This window comes from Phocaeicola sp. GP0067, from assembly GCF_031119655.1.
Classification (GTDB): domain Bacteria; phylum Bacteroidota; class Bacteroidia; order Bacteroidales; family Bacteroidaceae; genus Phocaeicola; species Phocaeicola vulgatus.
The window spans coordinates 49843-74496 of the sequence record NZ_JAVHZY010000009.1 but is presented as its reverse complement, the minus strand read 5'-3'; the positions used below and the strand labels follow the sequence as shown (position 1 = coordinate 74496).

Sequence of the window (24654 nt, the reverse complement as noted above, 5' to 3'; positions counted from 1 at the left end):
TAATGGAGATGAATCGTATGAAAAAAATAGTATATTCGACCCTTTTCTTTGCTGGAATGTTTTTGACTACAGCATGTAGTGATTATTTGGAGGTTGGCTCTCCTTCTATTGTAGATTCGGATTTTGTCTTTTCTAATCCGACAACAGCACGTGCCGCATTAGACGGTGCTTATGAACAGTGGAGGGATTGTGCGCAGAATAAGGTTTTTGGCGATGGATTGTTTTATGCTGCTGATATTGCCGGGTCTGATATAGAACGGCATCCGGAGTCTTTCTCTAATCAGTTGGGACGCCATTATCCGGAATGTCTTTATCAAAACGGTACATATGCAAGTAGTTATGGATTGACTTCGTATTTGAAGGAGAATGATATTTATGCTAGCTTGTATGCGGTTGTAAGCAAGGCCAATGCGGTGATAACATCCATGGAAAATGCGGAAAATTTTGAATCGATCATCAATGGTGGACAATCAGAGATGGGGCAAATGTATGGTGAGGCGGTAGCTATGCGTGCTACGGCTTACCGTGAACTGTGTAAAAATTTTGGAGATGTTCCTTACGTTGGCGTTTATGGTGTTGTGCCTAAAGGTTTGGTTTCCCGTGATTCTATTTATGATGTATGCATTGAAGATTTGCAGAAAGTGGAGCCTTTGATGTACACCATCGGTTCCATTCCCGGCATTGCTGCTGCTAATAAAAATTATTTTTCTAAAACCTATGTGCAGGCTTTGATTGGAAGAATGTGTTTGGATGCAGCTGGATATCAGACTCGTCGTGGCGATATCAAACGTGTGAACGGAAAAGGGGAAAGCATGACATTTGAAACCAAAGGGAAAGAAAATAATGGAGCTACTTATGGACGTCGTTCTGACTGGCAAGACTTGTACTCAATAGCTAAAAAATACTACGAGGCTTTGTTGGCTGATCCGGGTAATGCACTGTTTCATTTGACTGATCCACGGGGTGCCTCGGATAAATCCGGACGTACTTTTAATAATCCGTACCAGTATTTCTTTGAACAGATGCATATGGATGATGCTATTTATGCGGATGAGTCTATTTATGAATATCCCATGCAGCAAGGTGGTGGAAATGATGGTCGCCCCTATTCTTTCGGTCGTCCTTCGTCTGGTGGCTCAAAGGCTGCGTATCCATGTAAGAGCTATGGACAGGGACGTATAAATCCTGCTTATTTTTATGGAGTCTTTGATCCGAATGATATGCGTCGTGATGTGAGCATTACTATGACCGGCAGTAATGGTAAAGGGGTTGAGAAGTTAATTCCTTTTGTCCCCAACTCAAAAGCTGAAGGCGGTGGCTTGACATTGAATAAATGGGATGAGAATCGTCAGGCTAATCCATGGGTGGCAGCACAACGTAAATCAGGTATCAATGGTCCGTATATGCGTATGTCTGAAGTTTATTTGGGCTATGCGGAAGTATGTGCGGCATTAGGTGATGTAGTTACAGGTAAACAGTATTTAAAAACGGTTCGTGAACGTTCGTTCCCGCAAGGTTTGGCTAACACAGATGCTTTTATTGCATCTTTTGGTAATGACTTAGTTCGTGCGATTATTGAAGAACGGGGGTTTGAATATGCAGGTGAAGGTGATCGTCGTTGGACATTGATTCGTTCTGGTTATCTTCCGGAAGATATAAAAAGAATCAAAGATATGACTAAAGCTATGATGGATGGTTTGGCAACTAAAGGTTATTATGAGTTTGAAAATGGTAATATCATTTCTGCTTATATATGGACAAAGTTAGTTGATGCAAAAACTATATATGGTCATCGTTTGACAGCACAGTGTCCGACAGACAAGGTCAATGATCCGGTGCTTTATCCGGGATGGCGCGGACAAAAGGATAATTGGGAAGAAATGGGATTGAATTATGGAAGTTCGACTCCTGCTACCAATTTAGCAATAAAAGGGTTGTTTGAAATAGTGTCTGAAGAAGAGGCAGCATCTCTTGAAAGCCAAGGATATACCAAAGTTAATTGGGGTATTGATTTGGTTGATAATAGGGATGAATATGATAAGTATCTGTTTTGGGATTATGATTACGTTTCGGCTCCTATCTATTTGTGGCCGTTTACTCCTAATGTAATGGCAGCCGGTGGCTTTACGAATGGTTATGGCTTTAAACAGGAATAATAATTCATTCGTTAAACGAAAATAAATGTATGGGGAGAGGGCGTATTGTAAATGCTCTCTCCTTTTTTGTGTTTCTTAAGAATGTATTTCTAAACAGGCATTCCTGTTATTATCGCATTGACAATTTGAACTTAAGGTTTGCTTTCTTAAAGCTTGTAATTTCTGCTACCATAGCTGTTACCATTTTACCGAATCACCTATGGATAGGTAGATGTAGAGGGCAGCAGTTTGTTGTAGGAAGTTACAATAAGAAAGGTAGAAATCTTTTTTGTGATAGGTTTGTTCGCCTGTTGCAAAATTGTGCACATAAAAGACCAATTTTTACTTTGTTCTTCTTTGATAGCCTGTTACTTTTGTATCAAGACATATTTTAATCAGATACGAAATGAAATTAAAGGTTTTAGTAAGTACAATAGTTAGCATCATGATATGGCCGGCAAGTATTGCGGCACAAGGTGAATTGATTCCAATGATAGAAATACCCGCAGGAAATTTCTATATGGGAACTTTGGGTGAAGATGAGAATTATGATGAAGCACCTATGCATAAGGTGTACATATCCAAACCATTTAAAATGGGACTGACCGAAGTGACTAATGCGCAATATGAATTGTTCTGCCCTGAACATAAGTCGCTGCGTGGTAAAAATGGTTTCTCAAGTGAAGATGACGAAGCGGTGGTGTTCGTAACTTATCAAGATGCCGTTGCCTTTTGTGACTGGTTGACCCGGAAAGAAGGAAAAACTTATCGTCTGCCTACCGAAGCTGAATGGGAATATGCATGTAAGGCAGGCCGTTACTGGAATTTCTATATGGATGACAAGCTTCCTGCCGCTTGGCAAAAGAATCAAGTGATAGCGGCTACTCCCAAACCCTTGTCTTTGAAAGTGGCACAAACTCCTCCTAACGAATGGGGGCTATATGATATGTGCGGAAATGTGGAGGAATGGTGTTTGGACTGGTATGGGCCATATATAGACAAGGAACAGACTGATCCTGTCGGCTATTCGGACGGTATAGCACGTGTGACCAGAGGAGGCAGTCATAATACACCGGTGAAATATCTCCGTTCGGCAAACCGTATGGCTATGTTGCCGGAGGATAAACATACAATGACGGGCTTTCGGGTGGTACAGGCAGAGTATCCGCAAACTGCTCCGCTTTCTCAGCCAAAAGATGAGTATGTTGTGTCTCAGATAAAATGGGATTGGGACTCTCAATGTGTCACGGAACCTGTCTTCGTTGCTCCTTTGGTTTATGTGCATGAACCGGATGTGCATAGTGGAACGCCTTTTTTCAAGCATAATCATCAGCCGGCATTGACTTGGTGTGATAATGGAGACTTGTTAGCAGTGTGGTTTTCTACCAATGAAGAAAAAGGCCGTGAGATGGTGGTGCTCTCTTCGCGCTTGCGTGCTGGAAGCTGTGAATGGGAAAAGCCCCGTATGTTTTATCAGATAGCTGATCGTAACTTGACCGGAACTGCATTGTTGAACGACCGTCAAGGGACTCTTTATCATATCAATGGAGTGGAAGCGGCCGGACATTGGCAGAATTTGATGATGACTTTGCGTACAAGTACAGATAATGGACAAACTTGGAGTAAACCTCGTATGATTGCTCCCGAGCATACGAAACGCCATCAAGTGATAGCCGGAACCTCTATTACAAAGGAAGGCTGGTTTGTCCAGGCTTGTGATGCCGGACCCGGTGGAAGAGACGGGGCTGCTGTTCATATCAGTAAGGATAAGGGAAAAACTTGGACGGACCCATGGGATGGAGCACCCTTGCCTGATTTTAAAGAAGGGAGAACAGGTACCACTATCGCTGGAATCCATGCCGGAGTAGTGCAATTGAAGGATGGCAGATTGATGGCATTGGGACGTAACAATAGCATTCGTGATAAAGAAGGACGTTTACGTATGCCCATGAGTGTATCTGATGATATGGGCAAGACTTGGCATTATTCCGCTTCGGAATTTCCACCCATTGATGGAGGACAACGGCTGGTATTGATGCGTTTAAATGAAGGTCCTATTTTACTGATATCTTTTACAGAGCATCCTTATCGTACTCCGAAAGAGGAGCGTGGTATGATGTTTACTGATAAATCAGGAAAGCCTTTTAAGGGATATGGCATGTACGCTGCTTTGTCATACGATGAAGGTAAGACCTGGCCTGTAAAACGTTTGTTGACTGATGGCACTTATCGTTTTCTTAATGGTGGGGCTTGGACTCAGTTTTTTGAAATGGATGAGAATCATGCTGAGCCTCGTGGCTACCTGGCCGGAACACAAACACCTGATAATATGATTCATTTGATAACAAGCCGCTTCTATTATAAATTTAATTTAGCTTGGTTGAAAGGAAACGAAAGTTCTATATCTCCTCATTCTTTGTCTGACTAAAGGGTGTAGAACACATATATCCAATACTTTGTATCGTTTTTTTTGTTTTCAGGTTGCATTGTTTGTTATAAATGAAAGTAAACGAAATAAAATAAAGAAAAAAAGTGCAAAATTACTTTTGTTTTCCGAAAATATTTCTACTTTTGCAATGTGTGATTTAAGATACTATGATTATGGAGCACGCTTAAAGAGAACACAAAAAGAATTATTAAATCTAAAATGATTATTTGTTAACCCAGGAAAGTATGGAAAATGTTCAGAAAACAAGGCGTTTGTTTGCAAGCGCATACGGTTGTAAAGCCAGCCGTTCTTTTCTTATTTGGGGCTTGTCGGCCGCAATGTTCATAAGTGTTATACCGATGATGGCTGAGGTTTCTGTCGGTGGAAAAAACATTGGTGTTCAAATTGTTAGTCAGACAAAGAATATTACCGGAACCATTATTGATGAAACAGGTGAACCTATGATTGGTGTGTCGGTTTTAGTTCAAGGGACTACTACTGGAACTGTTACAGATTTGGATGGTAAATTTACATTGGAAGTTCCTGCAAACGCTACATTAGTTGTTTCCTATATCGGATACAAAACTCAGAATGTAAAAGTCGGTAGCCAAAATACGTTTGCCATTAAGATGGAGAGTGATAATGAGGTGCTTGATGAAGTTGTAGTGATTGGTTATCAGACTATTAAACGTAAGGACTTAACTGGTTCTGTTGCTTCTGTTAGTGGTAAAACCGTGTCTGTTATGCCTGTTTCTAATGTAGCACAGGCTATGCAAGGTAAACTTCCTGGTGTGAACATTACCTCACAAGATGGACGTCCTGATGCGGCGATTTCTATTCGTGTGCGAGGAGGAGGTTCCATTTCGCAAAGTAATGAACCTTTGATTCTGGTAGATGGTGTAACTGTGAATTCTTTAAATGATATTCCGTCTGATCAAGTGGAAAGTATTGATGTGTTGAAGGATGCATCTTCTACTGCTATTTATGGTGCACGTGGTGCCAATGGAGTAATTCTTGTAACTACAAAGGGAGCAAAAGAAGGGAAAGTTTCTGTTTCTTATAATGGTTATGTTAAATTTAATACACCGACTAAATATTTGGCAACATTGGATCCTTATGATTATTTATCGTTTGTTTGGGGAAATGCAGCTGCTAGTGGCGATGCATATCGTCTACCATTCGAAAAATTGTATGGCATCGGTGATTATTCTGGTAGTAATACAGGAGGTATAGAAAGTTATCGTAACACCAGGAATTATAACATCCAAAAAGATGTGTATAATAGTTCTGTATCTCATAACCATGATTTGTCGGTTAGTGGAGGCACTGAAAAAACAAAAGTTTTGTTTGCGATGAATTATATGGATGAGCAAGGTATGAAACTTAATTCTTATGCAAAGCGTGGAGGTGTTTCGTTGAAAATTAATCAGAAATTACGTGATAATTTGGATATTAATTTAGATACCCGTTATAGTGATATGCGTACTATGGGAGATGAAGGAACAACTAATGGTTCCGGCTCATTGCTTTCATCTTCTTATCGTTTTCGTCCGATTGCTACTCGTGATATTTTGGGGGACTTGAATGCTTTGCGTGAAGGGAATATGGAGATGTATGGTCGTCAGTCTGCCTGGGATACTTATAGTCCTGTGGCTCGTATCGGAGATTATGATCCACTATATATTAAACAAAGACTTCGTGGTACTTTATCTTTAAATTGGAGATTGTTTGACGGCTTTGCATATCATACTGATTTTACTTTAAACCAATCATGGGAACAAGATAAGATTTGGGGGGGAGCTATTTATAATAATTATTTGGATGACGAAACAGGAGCCAAACTATATGCAGGAAATGTGGAATATACAAAGCGTGACAGTTGGGGACTGCGTTGGACGAATACAATCAGTTATGACTTCAATTTTTTACCTAAACAGCATCGTTTGAATATTCTGTTGGGACATGAAGTTACAGACTCCGGAGGTAGTAAAATGTCAATTTCAGCTAGTCACTTTCCCTCTAATTTTACAAAGGATAATGCATTTGCCATGATTAACCAATATGATGCGGAGCATGGAACAAGTAAATTTTCTTCTGGAGTAGATATTCCTGGACGTATTCTCTCATTCTTTGGTCGTGCTAATTATACATTGATGGATCGTTATTTGTTTACTGTGACATTCCGTGCCGATGGTTCTTCTAAGTTTTCCCCCGAACACCGTTGGGGATATTTTCCTGCTGCGGCTTTTGGATGGCGCCTTTCTGAAGAAACTTTCATGGAAGGGACGAAAGATTGGTTAGATAACTTGAAAGTTCGTTTGTCTTATGGTACGGTAGGTAATGATGGTATCAGCTCAGATTTATGGTCACAAACGTGGACTTCTGAAACAGATTTACGATATCAATATATACTAAATAACCAGTATTCATCTTCTTATGACCTTTCAACGGAACAAATGGCAAATAAAAATCTAAAATGGGAAACAACTATTACACGTAATTTTGGTTTTGATTTCGGATTTTTAAAGAACCGTTTGTGGGGATCTTTGGATTTATATTGGAATACAACAAAGGATTTGCTGATGTTGACTTCGCTTCCGGGGATTACCGGATTCACATCTACGTATGATAACATTGGTCAGACTAGTAATAAGGGAATTGAGTTTTCTTTGTCAGGTGTGATTTTTGAAAATAAAGATTGGAATATTACGGCTGGTATGAATATAAATTTCAATAAGGGTAAGGTCGATAAGTTGGCAGAAAATGTAACAGGTTTATATGGCTCTAGTTGGTGTGGCAGTAGCAGTTTCCCGGGTGAGGATTATATTTTACAGGAAGGTAAACCTGTGGGTATGGTCAGAGGTTTTATATATGATGGCTTTTATACTACAGATGACTTTAATTATGTAAACGGACAATATATATTGAAAGAGGGCGTGGCAGATTTAGGTTCTTTTATTAATCCTGTACATGGGGTAGACCGTCCGTCCGGACAAAATGCCTATCCGGGTCTTCCGAAATTTAGGGATATGGATAATAGCGGCAGCATTGATGAGAAAGATGTTACCATTATTGGTGATATGAATCCTGTTCATACAGGTGGTTTCAATATCAATACAACTTATAAAAATTTTGATTTAGGATTGTATTTTAATTGGAGTTATGGTAATGATGTGTATAATGTGAATAAAATCGCTTCCTTGTACGGTGCAAAAGAAAAAGGAGTATATGAGAATAAACTTGGCTTTATGAAAGACTCCTATAAGATTTATGACGTGGTAGATGGGAAATTAGTTCGTCTCACTACTCCTGAGCAATTAAATGCAGCTAATGTAAATGCTAATTTACCATTACCTTATAGTGAAAATGGGGTTACTTCCAGTATTGCTATTGAAGATGGTTCTTATTTGCGTCTGAACACGTTGACATTGGGGTATTCATTGCCCGATAAGGTCTTGCATAAGGCTGGTTTGAGTAAATTGCGTATTTATGGAACAATCTATAATTTGTTTACCTTAACCGGTTACTCAGGTCTGGATCCTGAAGTTAGTGCTAATACCTCTCAGAATAAGGCGAAATACCCTACAGTAGGATTGGACTGGGGTACTTATCCTAGAGCACGTTCGTTTGTGGTTGGTTTAAATCTTGCTTTCTAATCAAAAAAACAAATCATTAAATTAATTATTATGAATAAATTAGCAACATATATATCTGCATTGGCACTATGCTGTTCCTTTGCTCAATGTAGTGATTATCTGAATACTTCTTCACCGGAGAACACTGGAGATGAGTTTGTAACCTCTTCTACTTCCGAAACTTTTAAAATCCTGTCTTGGTGTTATGCTAATTATCGGCAGAATTGTATTATGGGAGCTTATCGTTGGAATGATCCCATTGGCTCAGACTCTGAAATATATCCGGAAATAGGCTCTTTAAATAATGCCAACGCTAGACTATTACCGGAATTGTTAAGTGTAAATGCTGGTGGTTCAGGCTTCAACGGGCTTTATACTACGATTGCACGTGCATCTAAGGTAGCGGAATTGGTAGTTGATAAACCTGCATTTCAAGATGCTGTGGCAGCAGGAAAAGTAAATGATTGGACTCAACTTTATGGTGAGGCTTTAACAATGAAGGCTTTCTGCTATTTTGATTTGGTAAAACATTATGGTGATGTACCTTATGGATATGAAAATAACAATGTGGAAGATTATTCATTGACTTCCCGTTTTGAAATTTATGATAATCTTATTGAGATATTGAAGGAGGCAGAAGCATTGATGTATCCACTGGGAGAAGGTGGCATTACTGCTGAACGTTTTTCCAAGGGGTTTGCTGACGCGTTGTTAGGACAGATAGCTCTTTATTCCGGTGGATATCAGACAATTCGTACAGATGTTCCCGGTTTGTATGGTGACGTACAGTTTACGACAAAAGGAAAAGAAGAACTAGGATGTGTCTATGCTCGGCGCAATGATTATCTAGATTATTATAAGATTGCCGAGAAGTATTTTCAGGCTGCTTTGAATAATAAAGGAACGGCTGCTTTAGTTACGGTTGATGACCGGAGTTATGCGAATAATCCGTTTCAGCGTCATTTCCAATACACTCATGATCTGGCTCTTAGTCCGGAATCTATTTTTGAAGTAGGTAATATACAAGGGGGACAAAGTGGGCAGACTACTACCAGTGAATATTCTTATGCTTTTGGACGCCCGTCTAGTGGTGGTAGTAATCAGGCTGCGCCTTGCAAGTCGTTTGGAGCGTTACGTATTATTCCCTCTTTCTATTATGGTGAGTTTGAAGCGGGTGATATGCGTAGAGATGCTAGTGTGACTGTTACTGGCAGTAAAGGTGATGGCAATGAAGCTCTGTTGTCTTTTGCTCCGGGTAGCAAGTTGGATGGGGGAATTGCTATTAATAAATGGGATGAGAATCGTATGAATCCTCCTTATACTACATCTCAACGTACTTCGGGAATGAATTGGCCGGTGTTGAGGCTTGCTGACCTTATTTTGATGCAAGCGGAGGTTAAAGCAGAATTAGGAGCAGAAGGAGAAGCAATCCAATTACTTAACCAAATTCGTCAACGTGCATTCGGGAATGCTGAACATGATATTTCAGCTTCAGGTGAAGTTTTGAAGGAAGCTATTTTGCAGGAGCGCAAATTAGAACTTTTAGGTGAAGGCACTCGTCGCTGGGATTTGATTCGTTCGGGTAAGTTTGTGGAAAAAGCTTTAGCTGTTCGTGCAGAAATGACGGAGATGGTTAATGATTTGCAAACAAAAGGATACCATGAATTTGCTAATGGGAATGTGATCTCGAATTATATATATACTAAAAAAGTGCATTTAAGTTCACCATTGACTTTTGATCCTGACGAGTCAAATCCAGCTCTGTATCCAGGATGGAGAGGACAATACGATTATAGTACCACTCCGGTAAAAGTTACTGGAACAGACCACAACTTGGCTATTGAGGGGTTGTTTAATTATATAGATCCCAATGGTACTGAAGCAAAGAAATTGTTTGACGAGGGATATTCGAAGGTTGATTGGGGAGTGACATTAGTGAAATATGCTGATCATTATACAAATAGTAATTTGTTGCCGGGAGTAAAGGAAGGTAATGTTCCTCCCAGATATTATTGGCCTATTCCATTCGAAACGTTGAGCAAGTCTAAAGGAAAGATAACGAATGGATATGGTTTGGCACAAGAATAAAGATTATATATGAAAAACATTTTATCTGTTTGCGCATTTTTGCTAGCCTTTGGGGCGCTCCCTTTATGGGGGCAGTCCCAAGATCCTTTGAATGAGGATCAAACAACTGTACGTATTTTAGAAGGTGATAATTCGGATCCTTCTATTGTCCGTTATGGAAAATCTTATTATCTAGTTCATTCTTCTTTTGTTTATACTCCAGGATTGGTAGTTTACAAATCAGATGATTTGGTGAACTGGGTTCCATGTTCCACGGCTTTAACTACTTTTACTGGAGATATCTGGGCTCCGGACATCGTATTTCATAACAAGCGTTTTTATATCTATTTTCCGACTTTGAATGGGAAAGGAAAGAAAACCAATATGGTAACTTGGGCGGATACTCCGGAAGGTCCGTGGAGTACTCCGGTAGATTTGAAAATAGGAGGAATTGATCCGGAACATGTGGTTGGTGATGGAAAACGCTATCTGTTGCTCAGTTCCGGTGCTTTATATCCATTGTCGGATGACGGATGCTCTATTACAGGAGAACCGGTTCGGATTTATAAGGAATGGGAAATACCGGAGGAATGGGATATAGAAGGAGTTTCCATGGAAGGCTTGAACGTGAAAAAAGTAGGAGAGTACTATTATTTGTTCGTGGCCGAAGGAGGTACGGCAGGTCCTCCCACCAGTCATATGGTAGTACAGGCACGTAGTAAAAATATAATGGGTCCTTGGGAGAATGCTCCTTTCAATCCGCTTCTTCGTACGGAATCCCGTAATGAAAAATGGTGGAGTAAAGGGCATGGCTCTATTGTTGATACGGAAGATGGACGGTTATTTATGATTTTCCATGCTTATGAAAACGGATTCCAGACATTGGGGCGTCAGACCCTTTTACGTGAACTGGTCCAAAAAGAAGATGGATGGTTACATTTGAAAGAAGGAGCCATTTCTTTACCTGCACCGGAACGTTTGAAATTATCTGGTATAGAAGATTTTGTATGGCAGACGTGCCGGGAACATAACTTAAATGATCGGTTCCGGATTACTTCTGATAAAATCAGTGTAGAGGCAAAGGGGAATACTCCAAAAGAAGGATCTCCCTTATTAGCACGTACCAGTGCTCATAAATATGAAGTGGAGGCTTGTTTTGAACTGAAAGGTGAAAATACATCTGCCGGATTGGTGGCTTATTATGATGAGAATTATCATTTTGGATTTGGTTTTAATCATAAGCAGATGCTTCGTTATCGGCGTGGGCAAGTAAGTCGTACGGAATCAAAACTTCCTCAAGCAAACCAATGTGGAAAGATGTGGTTACGTTTGCGGAATGATGCTAATGTATTGTCGGCCTGGTACAGTGCCGATGGTAAAAAATGGCATAAGTATCCATGGGGATTTGAGATATCGGGAGTACATCATAATACGGTATATGGTTTCTTGTTTGTCCGCCCAGGTATTTTTGCCGGTGGTGACGGGCAGGTGGAAGTAACAGATTTTGTTTTGAGAAATCTTGATTGATGCGTTGTTTAGCTGGAATTTAATGATTGAATTGCTTATGAAATATTGCTGCTCTTTTTTATTGTTATTGCTTTTGGGGATTTCCGGTGGATTTGCCCAAGATAAGGTGGAGTGTTGGGGACGTTATGAAATCTCCCTGCCTGCCAAAGTAAAGGGGAACCCTTTTGATATTGAGCTTACGGCAACGTTTAGCGGACCGGATACTACATTGACTGTACGTGGATTCTATGACGGAAATGATACCTTCAAAATTCGCTTTATGCCTGTGAGCCAGGGAGTATGGTCGTACGTGACGCAGAGTGAGATTCCCGTGCTGAATAAGGTGAAAGGGCGGATAGAATGTATTGCTCCGGGTAAAGGAAATCATGGTCCAGTTAAAGTGGATGGAACTTATAATTTTAAATATGCTGACGGAACGCGTTATTATCCAGTTGGAACTACTTCTTATGATTGGATGCATGTGGCAGGTAACCAGCCTGATCAGACAGTGAAATCATTGGAACTATCCAAGTTCAATAAAATCAGGATGCTGTTTTTTGTGCAAAACTTTGATCCGGATTATCCTGAACCCTCCATGTTTCCTTTTGAGATAAAGAAGATAGTAAAGGATGAAAAGGGAAAACCTGTGTATGAATGGGATTTCACCCGCTTCAATCCTGCTTATTTTGCTCATGTGGAAGCATGTGTGGATAAATTGGCCGGAATAGGAGTAGAGGCTGATTTGATTCTTTTCCACCCTTATGATGGTGGTCGTTGGGGATTTGACAGAATGCCTTTGGAAGCCGGTGTCCGATACTTGAAGTATCTGACAGCCCGTATGAGTTCATTTCGCAATATTTGGTGGTCATTGGCCAATGAATATGATTTTTTGAGAGAATTAAAACCGGAATATTGGGATACTTTTACACATACGGTAGTAGAGAATGATCCTTATTCCCATTTATGCTCCATTCATACTTATACAGCTAAGTATTATAAATATTGGGAACCTGAATACACTCATGCCAGTATACAGGACCAGGCACCTGTAGAAGGTTTTGGAAGGGCGGCTACGGTGAAGAATATTTATAAGAAACCGATTATTTTTGATGAGGTATGTTATGAGGGTAATATGGATAACCGATGGGGAAGCTTGAGCGGTCAGGAATATCTTTATCGCTTGTGGCAAGGGCTGATTGTGGGAACTTACGTAACTCACGGAGAATGTTATATGGATAATTCAAAAGATTATTCTCGTGATTTTCTGGCTGTAGGAGGAACTTTTCAAGGGGAGTCCTGGAAGCGCATCGGCTTTACAAGACAGATTTTGGACGCACTTCCTAATCCTCTGCATTTATGTGATAGTAGTTGGGACCCTTATACTTCGACTGCCGGAGAAAATTATTATATGATTTATCTGGGCAAGGAAATAAAACCGGAATGGGCATTTGATTTACCGGTAAAAAACGCTTTTTATCCACGTTTGAAAGAAGGAGTACGTTTTAAAGTGGAAGTCATTGATACTTGGAACATGACGATAGCCGAATGGCCTGCCGTTTTTGAAACAACTGCTCCTGTAAAGGATAGGGTGTATGATAAAAATCAAGGGAGAGTAAGACTGCCTGCAAGTCCTTATCTGCTGCTAAGGATAACTGAAGTAGAATAATTTATGAATGTGTTAATTTGCTAATATGCTAATTTGCCGTTTGGTTCCGCTATGTTCGCATGTCAATTGGCCTATTAGCAAATTGGCAAATTAGCACATTCTTCAAAATTTGCACATAATAGACCAATTTTTACCTTTCTGTCCCCTGTCTCTCGTTTACTTTTGTAGTAGAACAAATCTTAATCTATACAAAATGAAACATTTACATTTCCTCGCTTTTGCCTTGTGCTGGCTTGTATGGGGACATCTGTTAAAAGCACAAAGTATTGATCATTATAGTTCGTTAGATCCTTCACAACCTATAGAATTTAAAGGGAACTGCCTTCGTTATACAGATAAAGAAATTATTTTAGGTCCGAAAACATTTTTTGTTGATGGGCAGTTGTCCGATAGGGAAGTGGCGGATAATCCTTATGTCTTTAATAGTTTCAATAAAGCTGCCGCTAATTTCTCAGCTGGTACGGAAGCGGAACCGATGAAAGTTTATTTGGCTCCTTATGTCTATTGGATTGATGATCCAGATGACCCTGCTATTCGTGTTGGTAAAGACGGACGTGAACCGTTCGGCTTGGTTGTTAAATGCCCTTATCTCCATATTATCGGATTGAATAGCCATCCTGAAAATACAGTCCTGGCATCCAGCCGTGGACAGACACAGGGGGCTGTCGGTAATTTCACCATGTTTGATTTTTGGGGAAACGGTCTGTTGGTAAAGGACTTGACCATGGGGAATTTCTGTAATGTCGATTTGGAATATCCTCTGAAGAAAGAATTAAGCAGGAAAAAACGAATGTCTGCCATCACTCAGGCACACGTTGCTTATTGTCATGGCGACAAGATTGTGGCGGATAATGTACATTTCATCAGCCGCTTGAATATGAATCCGTTGAATGGCGCCAAGCGGATACTTTTTAATAAATGCCACATGGAAAGTACGGATGACGCATTGACCGGAACAGGGGTTTATCTGGATTGTACACTTCATTTTTATGGTCAGAAACCTTTTTGGAGAAGTGATATGGGCGGAGCTGTATTTTTGAACTGTGACTTTTATGTGTGTCATGAGGAAGACCGGCAATATTTTTGTAAGTCGGTCGGGCCGTTAAGTATTGTTGATTGCCGTTATCATTCGAAGAAGCCGGTTTATGCGGGCTGGACACATGATCCTACAGATTGGTTACGTTGTTATCAATATAATGTGAAGCTGAACGGGCAACCTTATGTAATAGGGGCTGACAAGCCTTATAATACGGTTTGCATGGATCAGTTGAATCAACTGAAAGCTTTCCGGTTGGAAGAGAATGGAGAGGTGATTTATAATACTTACAATTTATTGAGAGGAGAGGATGACTGGGATCCTCTTCGGGTGAAAGACTGTGTTATTGCTATAGGTAAGCGAGATGGAAGGGATTATACTCGGATGCCTTCTTGTCTTTCTGTAGAGCCCTTAACGGCTTCCATTCAGACTGGTGGCCAGCCGGTCAGACTGGTTGCAACGGTAAAAAGACATTGCAACTATGTGCTGAATAATGTTCCCGTGAAGTGGAAAGTACAACAAGGTTATGAAAAGAATGTGAAATTATCCACTTCCGAGGGATATGAATGTGTTGTCGAGGCAACTAATGTGGAGGATGAAACAAAGCATTTTACAGTGATAGCCTATACAGAGGATGGTTTGGAATGTGCCACAGAACTTACGGTTGCACCGGACTATGTATCGGCTCCTTCGTTTACGGAAAATCCAAAGCTGAATATTACTAAAGGAGTAGCTACTGTCAGTTATGCTTTGGATTTGAATGGGCGCAAGGATGAATCATTGATAACCTGGTATAGATGTACGGACAGGAACGGGACTAATAGACTTCCGGTTTTGGTATCCCGCTTGAATGAACCGGAATATTCCTATACTTTGGTAAAAGAAGATGTTGGTTATTATCTGATGGCAGTTATCGCTCCCAAGCATCTGCGTTGTTTGCCGGGGGAAGAACGAATTGTTGTTTCCAACTCTCCGATAAAAAAAGGGCAAGTGAACATCACTCATATATTTGAAACGGATTTTCAGAACTTTCCATGTAAGAATCAACCACAACTTTTACCGGGATTTTGGACGATTGGTGGATATAAGCCTTTGGATACGGCAGCATACGATTGGCAGGTAGTTCCGGATAAGGATTATTGGATTTATGGGCCGGGAATGAATGGTTCTCACGGAACCGGTTTGTTGCAAGATCAGAAAGGAGCCCGTTTGCTGTATACTCCATTGGATGGCAGCTATGGAGATATGGCAATAACCTTGAATGTGGATGCCAGTAAAACAGCAGGACAAGGTTTTGGTAGTGCAACAGGACAGTATTTGGATTTGTATATCAAGTTTGATACCCGTACTTTAACGGGATATGCATTGCGTATCATTCGTACGACCAAGTATAGTAATGCAGTTGATTTTATCTTGATGAAATATGAGAACGGGGTGGCTGAGGCCATCAGTCAACCGGTGTCTTCTACCTGCTATCGTACAAATTGTACTCTGACATTGACTGCTAAAGGAGGAAAATTGACAGCACATGCTTCAACAACAACTCCGCTTCCGGCGCCTGTAACTGATCCGAACTTGAAACTTTCGGTAGATTTGGAGGCGGATATAGCCTCGAACACTTTTGGGGGCACCGGTATCCAGCATACGGGCAGCTGTGGTGAAAGTACAACGATGCTGCACTATATGAAGGTGGAATGGGAGTAGAGTGATTAAAAGAAAGTAATAGATAATTATGAAGAAGAGTATTGTTGCCATAGCATTTTTGTTGTTATGTCCATTTTATGGGGTGAGAGCACAGGAGAGACCGTTTTTTGATTTGTCAGGAAAAGGATGGCATTTATGGCAGGATAAAAATGCAGCTTGGCAGACAGAGGATATTTATTTGACATTGGAAGAGGCACAGAAAAGTCCTGTAATTGTTCCTACAGCGGGATGGGATATATTGACTTCTGCCCAGACTCTTCCGGTACAGGTTCCCGGAACAGCTGAAGAATATCTTCAAACTCAGTCCGGACCCGAAGGAGATATTACAGGAGTTACATGGTGGAGTCGTACAATGGATATTCCGGTGTTGAAGAAAGGACAAAAAGTCTTTTTGAATTTTGGCTCTATACGTTCACGGGCGGAGATTTTTATTAATCAGAGATTAGTGGATTATCAGATTGTGGACAATGTTTCTTTCGAAACGGATATTACTCCTTATATAAAATCGGGAGAACAAGTACAATTGGCTGTACGTATAACGGATGCGGGTGGTAACCATGATTGGCGTGACTCCAGAACTATTCCGTGGGGAGATAAAATGTTGCCTCCCGGTCATGGCTTTGGAGGAATAACAGGAAAAGTTGGTATGAAGGTCTGTAATGCTGTTTATGTGGCGGATATTTATATGCAGAACACTCCTCAGATAACCACCGCTAATGCTATTCTGACGTTACAGAATGAAAAAGGAAAGACTACGAAGCAGGATCTTCGTATAACGGTGTACGAGTGGCAAAATAAAGAAAAAATAGTTTATTCTAAAGAGATAAAGGGTGTTTCATTAAATAAAGGCCTAAATGAACTGAAGATTCCTGTATCAGCTCCGGATGCGAAATTATGGAGCGTGGATGATCCTAATCTGTATGTATGTGAGGTGGAGTTATCCGAAGGAAAGAACTGGGTAGATAAAGATTCCCGCCGTTTTGGATTCCGTTGGTTCGAGGCTTCCGGTATAGGTGAGGATGCTGTTTTTCGTTTAAACGGAAAACGTATCATGCTTCGCTCGGCCATCAGTTGGAGTTTTTGGCCGGTCAATGGTATTTTTCCATCGGAAGAATTGGCTGAAAGGCAAATTCGCATCGCTAAGGAGTTAGGATTGAATATGTTGAATTTTCATCGTTTTATCGGTAATACTGACGTAATGAATTATGCTGATGAGTTGGGACTGCTCTATTTTGAAGAGCCTGGCGGCTTCCGTCTGGATGTGAGACAGCCGTTTATGAATGCTGTTTTGCATGAAAAGGTCATCCGTATGGTAAAGAGGGATCGCAGTCATCCCTGTCTGGTTATCTATAATATGATGAATGAATCGGGAAATGCTGCTCCTGAAAAGTTAGAATTGGAAATTCAAGCGATGAAGGATATGCGTGTATTGGATCCTTCCCGGTTGATTCTTCGTACCTCGGCTTGGGCTAAGGGAGATGATATAGAAGATCAGGCTAAAATTCATATTCGTCCTTACGATGAAAAAGTGTATTGGAGTGGTTGGTATGATTATCATCGTGCCGGAGGACCTGCTGTTTGGAATGAAGGTTTGTACAAAGGCCCTGACGATTATTATAATGATACCAAGAATAAGCGTGAAATTGTATTCTTTGGTGAGGAAGGGGCTTTATCATCACCTCCTCGTTTGGAAAAGAATAAAGAAGATTTGGAAAAATATAACTATAAAGGATGGGATGGCAGAGAGTTTCTACGTTGGTATGATGAATTCAATAAATTTCTGGATGCTAAACAGTTAAGGACTGTTTATCCTACCGTGGATGATTTGTGTGTGGCTATGGGAACTGTATCCTATGAACATCAGGGACGTAAAATAGAATCGGCCAGAATGAATAATTTGACGGATGCATACGTTGTTAATGGATGGGAATCGGAATTGACGGAGAATTATTCGGGAATTGTCGATTGTTTTCGTTATCCCAAATCAGATCCGGCTATCATAGCTCGTTATAATCAGCCTTTGTATGTAGCGGTAAAGACCAGGCAACAGGTTGCAGCCGCAGAGGGAAAGGTGACCGTTGATTTTTATCTGATTAATGAGAAGAATGTCCGGGGAAACCATCAATTGAAAATCTCGGTGACAGACTATCAAGGAAAAGTGATGGAGGTAGGGACTTATGAAACGGAAGCCGCCGGAGGTGAGGTTTATGGTCAGTTGTTGGTGAAAGATGTAAAAATACCTGTTCCTACAGCTGGAGGACTTTGTAGGATTGAAGCAAAACTGTGTAAGGAAAATTCTGTTGTTACAACTGGGTATGATGATATATTGTCTGTAAATCTGGCATCCAATATGTTGGATGGTAAAGGGGCCGTTTGGGAAGATGGGAGTGCTTTACAGAATTTCTTGAAGGGTAAAACGAAAGAAGCGGTTGCAGCTTACGAGGATAATTTAGGAAAGTTGGATTGGATTATGGTGGCCCGTCCTCCTAGGAAAGATCAGTTGACAATGGTGCCGATGGAAGCGTTACGCTCTGCCGACGGCAAACCGGGATTGGATGTGGTCTATTATGAGGATATGGAATTTCAGAAGGAAGTTTATCATGAAGTGGCCAAGGTGGTTAATCTGAGTGCTATTGAGGGAGCTACACCAAGTCCTTTTGTGTATATGCTTGATGGTTATGGTATTAAATGGAGTGGTAAACTACTTCCTTCTGTCAGTGGTGAATATACGATTATTCCTCAGAGTAATGATCGTAGTATGATTGAAGTCTTTGTCAATGGTAAGAAAATATATGAAATTACCAGGAAGAAAGAGCATTTGGGCGATGGAAAAGTCTATTTGGAAGGAGGCAAGTCTGCCGATATAGAGATCCGTTTCAGGCATCCTCGTAGTAACGCGCGTTGTCGTTTGGATTGGGCTGTTCCTAATGATAAGATGCCGGATGCACAGCGTTTAATGGAACGTGCCGTAAATGATGGAACCAAAATCTTTATTATTCAGAGTGCTGATGAATGGTCGGAATTTATAGCGGCTAATAGTAAAGTGGTGTTTAAGGACAAATTCTTTGTTGGAACCAACTGGCTGGGCGGGGTGATGTTTAATAAGCCGCATGATATTTTCAAGGAACTTCCTGTCGGAAATGCTCTCAACTGGCCTTATCAGGCATTGATACATACAGGGGTGGAGCGTATGGGATTAGTGATGGAAGGTGAAGAATTGCTGGTCGGAGCCTATCATACTTATCCTATGGCTATCGGAACTGCTATGGGGATTGTACCGATGGGTAAGGGTAGTGTTTTGTTCTCTACATTGGATATCTATGGGAACATCATTAATGATTCGGCTGCCGGACTTGTAGCCAAAAAGCTGATTTTCAATATGATTGATTTTAAATAAAATAACAGATACCATGAAAAAAACAATCCTATGCTTTTGTTTATGCCTGTATTGTATAGGGGTATGGGCGGCTAGTGCTTCTTTTAAGAAGACAGGAAATGATTTGTTGTTTTTTTTGCCTCAGGGAAATGTGAAATTGGAATTTTGTACAGATGATATGTTCCGTGTACGTCATTCTCAAGGTACTGTGTTCGCTGAGAATGAACAGTGGATGGTTCGGAAATATGATTTTTCTTCTGTCAACTATACGGTGGAAGATAGAGGTACTGCATGGTTGATTACGACCGGAAAACTGATTATAGAGGCTACCAAGAATCCGTTCTGTCTGTCTGTTTCTGATAAAAACGGCAAGATGCTTTATACAGAACTTGAGGAACAACGTTTTTATAAGGATTCTGTCAAGATGAAAGCTGTTCTACAGCCGGATGAGCATTTCTTTGGTTTTGGGGAACGTATGGATTTCATGGATCAGCGAGGGCGTAAGATTTATCTGAATGTAGAGTTGGGAAGAGGGATAAAACCGGCTGTAGGAGGAAAAGATATTTTACGTGCCAATTATTGTCCCGTACCTTTTATGATGAGTACCAAAGGATATGGTTTGTTCTTTCATACTCCGTTTGCTACCGAATGGAATATGGGGTGGGATAGTAGTGATTATTATTCGTTCAAAGCTTTTGGCGGTGATTTGGACTATTATTTTATGTATGGTCCCGATTTTTATACCATGATTGACCGATATACGGAATTGACTGGAAAATCCCCCATGCTTCCTCGTTTTGCAATGGGATTGCATGTCGGTACTTATTCCGGTGGAACCTGGAAGAATGAAGAGATGACTTCCGATAAATACCCGCCTGCTTTATGTAAACGTTTGCGTGAGGAAGGAGTACCTTTTGATTTGCTTTGGCTGGATTCTACCTGGAGACTGTTTAATACGACTTACGGAAATGGTGGTTGCTGTTTTGAATGGCGCAATACGTTCAAAGATCCGAAAGCCATGTTTGACAGTTGTTATGCGCAAAATGTAAAGATGGTGGGGCTTCATATCCGTTCCATATTAGATAATGGCCCTGAATATCATCTGTTGGATAAGGCGCGTGAGCAGGGAAATGTTCTGTATCCCGGAGCAAAGACAGAAGGGCTGGTGAATTTCTTTGATCCGAAAGCCGTGGACTGGTGGTGGGAGAACGGAGTAATGAAAGTAGCTTCCATCGGGGCCAGGTTTGTAAAGACGGATGTCGGAGGAACGATGAATCTGAAGGAACTTCATAATATTTTTCCTCTGGCTTATGCGGAAGCTCCCTATCGCAAGTTCCAGGAATATAATAATATGAGAGGATTGACACATACCCGTGAAGGTTATGCGGGAATTCAGCGTTATCCTTATATCTGGGCCGGAGACTGGGGGAGTGAATGGCAGTGGTTTGAACCGGTGATACGTGCAGGACTTAATATCGGTATGAGTGGTGTAGGTAACTGGACTCATTGCATGGGGGGATTTGAACAATATTCTCCTTACGATACGGAGTTATATACCCGTTGGGTACAGTTCGGTATGTTTTCACCTATCGCCATGGTGTTCGGTATGGATCACCCCCGTTATCATGAACCTTGGACTTATGGTCCGGAGGCCTTGGCTAATTTTATCAAATACGATAGTTTGCGTTATACATTGATTCCTTATATTTATAGTAATGCCTATCAGCTTTATAAAACGGCACGTCCCATGATGACTCCTTTAGTGATGGATTATCCTCAGGATGAGAATACCTATCAGCTGACACGTCAATATATGTTCGGACCATGGATGATGGTTTGTCCTGTCACTACCAAAGGTGCACTGAGTCAGCATGTCTATTTCCCCGGTGGAGAATGGTTTGATTATGAAACCGGTGAGCGTTACGAGGGCCGTCAATATAAGTCTTTTCTTACTCCGCTGGATGTGTTGCCTGTCTATATAAAAGCAGGAGCTATTATTCCCATGCAACCTGCTATGCAGTGGGTAGATCAGCATCCTGTAGATGTGATAACATTGGATGTCTATCCGTCAGGTATTTCTTCTTACGAGATGTATGAAGATGATGGTATATCAATGGATTATCAAAAAGGGATTGGTTCATTGACCCGCTTTACCAGCAGGCTCGCTGATGGTAGCTGGACGTTTACTGCAGATAAACCGGTAGGGAAGTACAAACCTGCCAAACACACTTATCTGGTGAAGGCTTATTTGCAGAACGTTCCGCAATCTGTGATAGAAAATGGTAAATCGTTGCCCGTTCTTTCATCAGTTACAGATGCAGAGCGGAATACAGGCTGGTTTTATGATATAGAGCATAAACGTTTGTATGTGAAGACAGCCGGAGATAACCGTCAGAAAATTGAAATTGTGGTACAATAACTTAAAGGGATGATTCTATGAGAAAAATTATCGGTTTTCGCACTTTATGTGTAGGTTTGGGAATATGGGTGGGGACTGTTGTGGTTTCTGCTCAGGGGGAGTTCAAGGCATTACCTTGGAGTCAAAGTACTGCTTATAATTCTTATCTGATGCGTGATGTACATCGGCAGTTTGCATCCCGGCAGTCAGCCATTCAGCAAGCATTTACTTCTCCTGCCGGGATGCAGGAGTACCTGGAGGGTTGCCGTGAACGATATAAACAAATAGTAGGTACTTTTCCTGAAAAAGAGAATTTAAATGTTCAGGTGGTGGGGAAGATACAAGGTACCGGCTATCATATAGAGAAAATAATTTTTGAAAGCAAGCCCGGCCGCTATGTCACAGTACATCTTTATATGCCGGAGAACATGACTGTTCCTGTTCCGGCAACATTGGAACTTTGCGGACATGGATTGAATGGTAAAGGTTCTTCGTCTCATGCCGCTATGCTGATGGCATCCAATGGTATTGCTGTACTAGTGGTAGATCCCATAGGCCAGGGAGAACGGTTGCAACTTATTGATAGGGAAGGAAAACCGCTGACACGGGGGGCTACCACGGAACATACCTTACTGAATGCGGGCTTTAACTTGCTTGGTACTAGTTTGGCGGCACAGGAATATTGGGATAATCATCGGGCTTTGGACTATTTATTGACTCGTAAGGATATTGATCCGGAGCGTATCGGAGTATATGGATCTTCTGGTGGTGGTACTCAGACCGCTTATTATATAGGTTTGGATCCCCGTGTAAAGGTAGCGGCCATTTGTAGTTTCTTTTCTACCCGAGAACGTACTATGGAGTTGCAAGGTCCTTCCGATGGTTGCCAACATATACCATACGAAGGGCGTGAACAACTGGAAGTACCTGATTTTGCTTTAATGATGGCTCCACGGCCTTTATTGATTTTAAGCGGTAAATATGATTTTGTCGATTTATGGGGTGCACAACAAGGGTTTGCTGAATTACAACAGTGCTATAAAGTATTGGGAGTTCCCGAAAAGGTGGATATGCTGACAGTAGAAACAGGGCATGGACTTGGAACTGAAAAAAGGCAAAAGTTGGTCAGTTGGTTCAAGCGTTGGCTGAAAGATGATCAATCTCCGGTGAAGAAAGCGGAACAAGAACGTTTCCAGTTGTCAGATATGCTTTGTACGACTAAAGGGCAGGTGAATGTATCTATGCCTGGAGCACTCAGTATTATGCAGGAAAATGTGAATCAGCTGGATGAATGGGCTTCCAAGCGTGAGGCGTTTCTTTCGAAAGGAAAGAAAACTATTCAAGCAAGAATGCTGGATTTATTAGGTCTTAAAGATCTTCCTGACCATAAAATAAGAATTGAAGCAACCGGACATGATTCAATGCGTGAATATGAACAATATAAGTTTCAGCTTATAAGGGAAGGGGAGATGCCTGTTCCTTGTATTCTTATCATGCCGTTCAGAGCGAATGCTGATTCTCCTGTTGAGTTAAGGTTACAGGAAGAGGGAAAAGGAACTTATTTGAGTGAATATGCGAATTTTGCTGCTGCCTTGACGGAAGGAAAAATCTTGTTGTTGGCAGATTTGCGCGGATTGGGGGAAACAACGGATCCTGCATTCTATACGGATGCTAAATATTGGAACCGTGAGTATCGCAATGCAATGGTCAGTATGCATATAGGGCGTCCTATTATGGGACAACGTGTTGTCGATATTTTGACTTTGCTTGATTTTTGTTCAGAACACGAATTTCTGAAAGGACACCCCGTCAAGGTATTTGCCAATGGTATTTATGGTCCGGTTGCAATTCATGCTGCTTATTTGGATGAAAGAATCAGCAGTGTGGAGATAAAACATAGTATGAAGACTTGGAAGGAATACATTGAGAGGCCTATGCAGTGGGATATGTATTCTAATGTGTTGTATGGTGCTTTGAAATATTATGATTTACCGGATTTGATAAGGTTAAGCAATTGTCCCATTCGTTTTGCAGATTAAAAAATAGAATTCATTTCCACTGTAGGAGCATATTAAATGCCCAAAGGAGGGCACAGCAATCTGCTCCTGCAGTGGATGGAATATATGGCTTGTCTATTTCTTTTCCAGAAAATCAGCACGCATCGGACTGAAACAATCTATCAGCATACCCGGCTCCAGGCATACACAACCATGTACAGCATCCGGTTCCTTATACAGACAGTCGCCGGCCGATACAATTTTTTTCACACCATTGATGGTAAACTCAAATTTTCCGCTTTCCACATATGTTACTTGTGAATGAACGTGATGGTGAACAGCTCCTACGGCACCTTTTTCAAATTTTACTTTAACAACCATGATGTCATCATTGTAACCCATGATCTGGCGCACTACACCTTCGCCTGCAGGTTCCCATTCTTTGCCTTCTGCAAAAATGAAGTTTTCACTACCTGTTTTCATAACCTTTTTTTCAGTGTTTTTGTTTGTTTCTTCAGTACACTCTTTGTTGCTCTCTTTTTTTTCACTTTGTGCATTGCAGCTCTGCAATAGTAGTGGTGCCATCAAGGCGCAAGCATACAATGCGGTTCTTACCTTACGATTCATGATCTTGCATTTAATATAAAATGAATAACTAAAACTTTTCTTCAAATATACTTATAATATGGGGAGGGTAGTTCGTCGT

11 protein-coding genes are annotated in these 24654 nt (G+C 41.0%); 10 read left to right on the top strand and 1 reads right to left on the bottom strand.

Annotated features, from left to right (window positions below):
- Positions 1–2: 2 nt before the first annotated feature.
- From RE317_RS09375 to RE317_RS09330, 10 genes are all read left to right on the top strand, one after another.
- Positions 3–2156, top strand: a complete 2154-nt coding sequence (locus RE317_RS09375; protein WP_005842785.1) for a RagB/SusD family nutrient uptake outer membrane protein — start codon at positions 3–5, stop codon at positions 2154–2156.
- Between the two features lie 385 nt (positions 2157–2541).
- Positions 2542–4563 (top strand): SUMF1/EgtB/PvdO family nonheme iron enzyme, encoded by a 2022-nt coding sequence (locus tag RE317_RS09370; RefSeq protein WP_008669633.1) that lies wholly within the window; start codon positions 2542–2544, stop codon positions 4561–4563.
- 245 nt (positions 4564–4808) lie between these two features.
- The gene (locus RE317_RS09365) at positions 4809–8219 is read left to right on the top strand and encodes a TonB-dependent receptor (protein ID WP_008669634.1); all 3411 of its coding nucleotides are present in this window, start codon (positions 4809–4811) and stop codon (positions 8217–8219) included.
- Positions 8220–8249: 30 nt separating this feature from the next.
- Positions 8250–10286 carry a RagB/SusD family nutrient uptake outer membrane protein gene (locus RE317_RS09360; RefSeq protein ID WP_008669635.1) on the top strand — a complete coding sequence of 679 codons (2037 nt, stop codon included), beginning with the start codon at positions 8250–8252 and terminating at the stop codon, positions 10284–10286.
- A gap of 9 nt (positions 10287–10295) precedes the next feature.
- A complete protein-coding gene (locus RE317_RS09355) occupies positions 10296–11792 on the top strand; it encodes a family 43 glycosylhydrolase (protein WP_008669636.1) in 1497 nt (498 codons plus the stop codon).
- A 37-nt stretch (positions 11793–11829) separates the two neighbouring features.
- On the top strand, positions 11830–13437 hold the full coding sequence (locus RE317_RS09350) for a DUF5060 domain-containing protein (RefSeq protein WP_008669637.1): 1608 nt from the start codon (positions 11830–11832) through the stop codon (positions 13435–13437).
- Between the two features lie 193 nt (positions 13438–13630).
- Positions 13631–16177, top strand: a complete 2547-nt coding sequence (locus tag RE317_RS09345; protein ID WP_008782309.1) for a hypothetical protein — start codon at positions 13631–13633, stop codon at positions 16175–16177.
- 28 nt (positions 16178–16205) lie between these two features.
- On the top strand, positions 16206–19574 hold the full coding sequence (locus tag RE317_RS09340; protein WP_008669639.1) for a sugar-binding domain-containing protein: 3369 nt from the start codon (positions 16206–16208) through the stop codon (positions 19572–19574).
- 13 nt (positions 19575–19587) lie between these two features.
- On the top strand, positions 19588–21972 hold the full coding sequence (locus RE317_RS09335; RefSeq protein ID WP_008669640.1) for a glycoside hydrolase family 31 protein: 2385 nt from the start codon (positions 19588–19590) through the stop codon (positions 21970–21972).
- A 17-nt stretch (positions 21973–21989) separates the two neighbouring features.
- Positions 21990–23990 carry a S9 family peptidase gene (locus RE317_RS09330; RefSeq protein ID WP_117873546.1) on the top strand — a complete coding sequence of 667 codons (2001 nt, stop codon included), beginning with the start codon at positions 21990–21992 and terminating at the stop codon, positions 23988–23990.
- A gap of 93 nt (positions 23991–24083) precedes the next feature.
- On the opposite strand, the gene RE317_RS09325 is transcribed toward RE317_RS09330, so the two are convergent.
- Positions 24084–24575 (bottom strand): cupin domain-containing protein, encoded by a 492-nt coding sequence (locus tag RE317_RS09325; RefSeq protein ID WP_117829733.1) that lies wholly within the window; start codon positions 24573–24575, stop codon positions 24084–24086.
- Between the last annotated feature and the right edge of the window lie 79 nt (positions 24576–24654).